This window comes from Sulfurovum sp. bin170 (assembly GCF_010892395.1).
In the GTDB taxonomy this organism is placed as follows: Bacteria; Campylobacterota; Campylobacteria; order Campylobacterales; family Sulfurovaceae; genus UBA1140.
In genome coordinates this window covers 1-4479 of the sequence record NZ_JAACKB010000064.1, presented here as the reverse complement: position 1 = coordinate 4479, position 4479 = coordinate 1, and the positions used below count along the sequence as shown (strand labels likewise).

General features: G+C 36.8%; 4 protein-coding genes. 1 reads left to right on the top strand and 3 read right to left on the bottom strand.

What is annotated here, in order from left to right; genetic code table 11:
• Positions 1-169: 169 nt before the first annotated feature.
• Genes dacB through typA form a run of 3 tightly spaced genes read right to left on the bottom strand, consistent with a single transcriptional unit; the run spans position 170 to position 3649 of the window.
• Positions 170-1585 (bottom strand): D-alanyl-D-alanine carboxypeptidase/D-alanyl-D-alanine-endopeptidase, encoded by a 1416-nt coding sequence (gene dacB, locus GSY74_RS01430; RefSeq protein WP_164663331.1) that lies wholly within the window; start codon positions 1583-1585, stop codon positions 170-172.
• Positions 1586-1599: 14 nt separating this feature from the next.
• The gene (locus tag GSY74_RS01425; protein WP_164663329.1) at positions 1600-1818 is read right to left on the bottom strand and encodes a hypothetical protein; all 219 of its coding nucleotides are present in this window, start codon (positions 1816-1818) and stop codon (positions 1600-1602) included.
• 10 nt (positions 1819-1828) lie between these two features.
• Positions 1829-3649 carry a translational GTPase TypA gene (typA, locus tag GSY74_RS01420; protein WP_164663327.1) on the bottom strand — a complete coding sequence of 607 codons (1821 nt, stop codon included), beginning with the start codon at positions 3647-3649 and terminating at the stop codon, positions 1829-1831.
• Between the two features lie 182 nt (positions 3650-3831).
• Between typA and thyX the strand changes: the two genes are divergently transcribed.
• On the top strand, positions 3832-4440 hold the full coding sequence (gene thyX, locus GSY74_RS01415; RefSeq protein ID WP_164663325.1) for an FAD-dependent thymidylate synthase: 609 nt from the start codon (positions 3832-3834) through the stop codon (positions 4438-4440).
• Positions 4441-4479 lie beyond the last annotated feature (39 nt).

Here is a 4479-nt window from a genome sequence, read left to right as displayed (position 1 = left end):
TTCTTTTTTTGCTCATCACTTACCCTTTTATTTTTCTAATTTTACACTTTTAGAATTAAAATATTTTTTTATTGGTTCTTTTATTGGGGTACATTATATGGATAGACTCCTATTTTTGATGGTCAATTATAACATAAAAGCTTTTCACTTTTCACTATTAACTTTTCACCTACAATGTATCAGCCACCCACTTAATCACTATATTGGCCAACTTCCTTCCATATCTACTAGATCTTTTATCATTAACTAAAACAACAACTACATATTTTTGACCAGATGCACCCTCCACATAACCAGCGATATTAGAGACTCGTTTTATGGTTCCTGTTTTCATCCAAGCTCTGCCATATACGCTACTATTTCTAAATCGTCTCCTAATAGTACCATCAACTCCTGCGATAGCAAGTGTATCCATCCAGCGTTGACCATAATTTATTGCACCATGTTCAAGCAGATTTGCTAGAGATTGTGCTGTCAATTTAGACTCCCTAGAGAGTCCTGAACCATTGGCTACATAAGTCGTTCCTCTCTCTAAAATACTATATCTATTCAATATTCGCTCTATCGCCTTTCTACTCTTATAGGGTGTACTTGGAGCTGGATATTGACTCGCACCAAGAGTTAGCATCAACTGTCTAGCCATCAGATTATCACTCTTTTTAGCAATAACAGAGATAACATCCTCTAATTTATCTGATTTATGAGAAAAAAGATATGATGCTTTATTTGGTACTTTTTTTATCTTTAGAGTTCCTTTAAACTTAACACCTCTGCTATTTAACTTGTTTTTTAAAGCATAATAAAATGCACGATATGGTCTACCAACAACCTTACAGATAGTCCGTTTTCCACATCTCTTTGAGAGTTTTCCACTTAAAGTAATAGTAGAGCGACCAGAGTTATCTGTTTTTATGCCAACTCTTGGCCATGAACGATTTCCACGACATGAACCATTTACAATTTTCAACTTATTGACAACTCTATAACTTTGGTCAGGAACATCTTTGTTTATACTAACTCTTCTACCTCGTGTGGTGACACAGATTGTACTTTTTCGTTTATTAAACATTAGTGCATCTGGCATAGCATTATAGGGACTATGCCTGTTTCTATCAAAACCTGAATTATTTTTGTTTGAAACTTCAAATATGCTTCTATCAATAATAATATTACCTAATATTTTTTGGATACCTGCTCTTTTGATTTGAGATACTATAGGAGCTATATCTGCTGTCTTCAAAGTAGGGTCACCTGAAGCTTTGACATACAGGTCACCTTTAAGTACCCCATTACGAATATAACCTGTATGATAGAACTTTGTCTCCCAACGATAGTCATAACCCAACTCAAGCAATCCAGAGTAGGTTGTAAGAAGCTTAACAACAGAAGCAGGAGATCTCTTTTTGTGAGAGTTCCATGAGGCTATAGGTTTATCACTCCCTACCTCTTGAATATGTATACTATAGCTATTTTGATTTAATCGAATCGGTTTTAATTTGGCATCCAACGCATAGGGGAGAGTTCCCCCTCCAAAAATCTCTAGTGTAAAGCACAGTGTAAAAATAAATATATATATTAGTCTCATGAGTTCCCCTTAATTTAAAATATCTTCTTAATCATACTTCCTAACCATAAAATAATTGTGTATACAAGATAGACTACAAATGTAAATACAAGAGGGTGCATCAAACCTAAACCAAATCCTCCACCTGAAACACCCATGAGATGTTCATAGGGGTGGGCAAACCATGCTTCGATATGATAACCTATGGCTAAAAGTATAAAAAGTCCAATAAAAGTAAAAATCTGTTTTTTCATAAAATACCTTTTATGCCTTAGCGTTTTTCTTATCTCTAGCTATTCTTCGTCTACTTACAGAGTCAAGTGCTTTTTTACGAATTCTCACACTCATTGGTGTAATCTCAATAAGCTCATCATCCTCAATCCACTCCATTGCAGACTCTAGTGAAATATCTCTTGGCTTAACAAGCTTAACAGCTTCATCTGTACCTGATGTTCTCATGTTGGTAAGTGCCTTACCTTTAAGAGGGTTTACCTCTAAATCTCCAGGTCGTGAAGACTCACCAATCACCATTCCATCATAAACTTTATCTTGTGGTTTGATAAACATAGTACCTCTAGCTTGAAGATTAAAAATAGAAAATGCAACCGCTTCACCTTTGTCCATAGAGACTAATGCCCCAGGGGTTCTGCTCTCAACGCTTCCAGAGTATGGTCTATACTCCATATATGAGTGGTTCATAATCCCTTCACCTTTTGTATCTGTCAAAAACTCTGACCTAAAGCCAATAAGCCCTCTTGCAGGAATTTCAAACTCTAATCGAACAGTTCCATCAGGCATTGGCACAAGTGAAGTCATCTCTGCTTTTCTCTTTCCAAGCTTCTCAATAGCAACTCCTTGAAACTCTGAGGGAACATCTACAACTAGATGTTCAAACGGCTCCATCTTAACACCATTTTCTACTTTTGTAACAACCTCTGGTCGTGCAAGTAAAAACTCAAAGCCCTCTCGTCTCATATTTTCTGCCAAGATTCCAATCTGTAGCTCACCTCGTCCAGAGACTTTGAATGATGCGTCACCTGTCGGCTCCATACGCATAGCTATATTGGTCTCCATCTCTTTGGCTAGTCTCTCTCTAATTTTATTAGAAGTTACATGTTTACCCTCTGTTCCCGCTAAAGGTCCATCATTTACAGATACAACAACAGATAGTGTAGGCTCCTCAACATGCATTGGGTCAAGAGCTACAGGATTTTTTGCATCACAAACAGAGTCTCCAACATCAATATCATTAAATCCAGCAATCGCTACAATATCACCAGCCTCTGCCTCATCAATATCTAATCTCTCAAGACCTTTAAATCCAATAAGCTTAGAGATACGGCTTTTGGTCTTCTCTCCACAAGCTTTGACAAGAATATACTCATCACCCCTTTTCACTCTACCATTAAAGATTCGAGTAATACCAATTCTTCCTACAAAATTATCAGAAGCTAGTGTAAAGACTTGTGCTTGTGTATCATTATCAGCAGAACCTTTTGGATATGGAACTTTTTGGATAATTGCATCAAAAAGTGGAGTCATATCCCTGTCCTCATCCTCCATCTCCCACTTGGCGTAACCGTCTCTTGCCGCGGCATAAAGCACAGGAAATTCAAGCTGTTCATCATTGGCATCAAGTGCCACTAACAAGTCAAAAACTTCATCCATAACTCTATCAGGTTCAGATCCATCTTTATCTATTTTATTGATAACAACAACAGGGATTAGTCCAAGTTCAATCGCTTTTTTCAATACAAATTTAGTCTGCGGCATAACACCCTCTTGTGCATCAACAAGTAGAAGTACGCCATCTACCATCTTTAAAACTCGCTCAACCTCACCACCAAAATCAGCGTGACCTGGGGTATCGATGATGTTGATTTTATGGTCTCCATAAGTGATGGCTGTATTTTTAGATAGGATAGTAATCCCTCTCTCTTTCTCTATCTCGTTAGAGTCCATCGCTCGTTCAGTCACCTCTTGGTGAGCTTCATATGTTCCACTCTGTTGAAGTAGTTGATCAACGAGAGTTGTCTTACCGTGGTCAACATGGGCAATAACGGCAATATTTTTGATTTTTTGCATTAAGGGTTTCCTATACTATAATTAAATTACGCGAATTATATCAAAAAGATATTAGTATAATATTTTAGTTATAATACCAAATTAAAACTTATTGGGAATCGGAGGCTTTAGCCCCGAAAAAGACGAAACTAAAGTTTTCGTTTCCTGAGTTTTACAAGAACCCTAATCATCTGGAGAAAACCATGAAAATAACCCTTATGCATCACACCCCTTTAGAAGTTTGTGCTCATGCTATTCGTACATGTTGGCAGAGCTTTGATAAAAGTGATAACGGAGGAGAGAGAGACAAGGCTTTGATAGATAGAGTAGGGAATAAATATAAACATGCCTCTACGCTAGAGCATCTTGTCTATACATTCTATATAGAGGGAGTGTCTCGTGCATTGCTTCAGGAGTTGGCAAGACACAGAATAGCAAGTCTTAGTGTTAAGAGTACAAGATATACACTAAAAGAGTTAAAATCAGGTGTACCATTTGCAGAAGATAATTATGAGGGTGCAGAGCAGTTTATTGTGTTAACTGGTAACCATATGGTTGACACTGCTTCGATTAAGGCTTTGAATAACTTGCAAGAGATATTAAAAGCAGGAGTCTCTAATGATATTGCTAAATTTTGTCTTCCTGAGAGTTATAAAACAGAGTTAACTTGGACAATCAATGCCCGAAGCTTACAAAACTTCATTGAATTAAGGTCTGGGAAGAGTGCTTTATGGGAGATTAGAGAGATGGCAAATAGAGTTTATGAGGCTATTCCAACCGAACATAACTATCTTTTCAAAATAGAGAATTAACAATCTATTTAAATTATAATAAACAGATAAATATAATAT

Excerpts from the sequence above, each read along its gene's own strand:
- thyX (WP_164663325.1), top strand. The coding sequence starts at position 3,832 with ATGAAAATAACCCTTATGCATCACACCCCTTTAGAAGTTTGTGCTCAT.
- dacB (WP_164663331.1), bottom strand. The coding sequence starts at position 1,585 with ATGAGACTAATATATATATTTATTTTTACACTGTGCTTTACACTAGAG.
- GSY74_RS01425 (WP_164663329.1), bottom strand. The coding sequence starts at position 1,818 with ATGAAAAAACAGATTTTTACTTTTATTGGACTTTTTATACTTTTAGCC.
- typA (WP_164663327.1), bottom strand. The coding sequence starts at position 3,649 with ATGCAAAAAATCAAAAATATTGCCGTTATTGCCCATGTTGACCACGGT.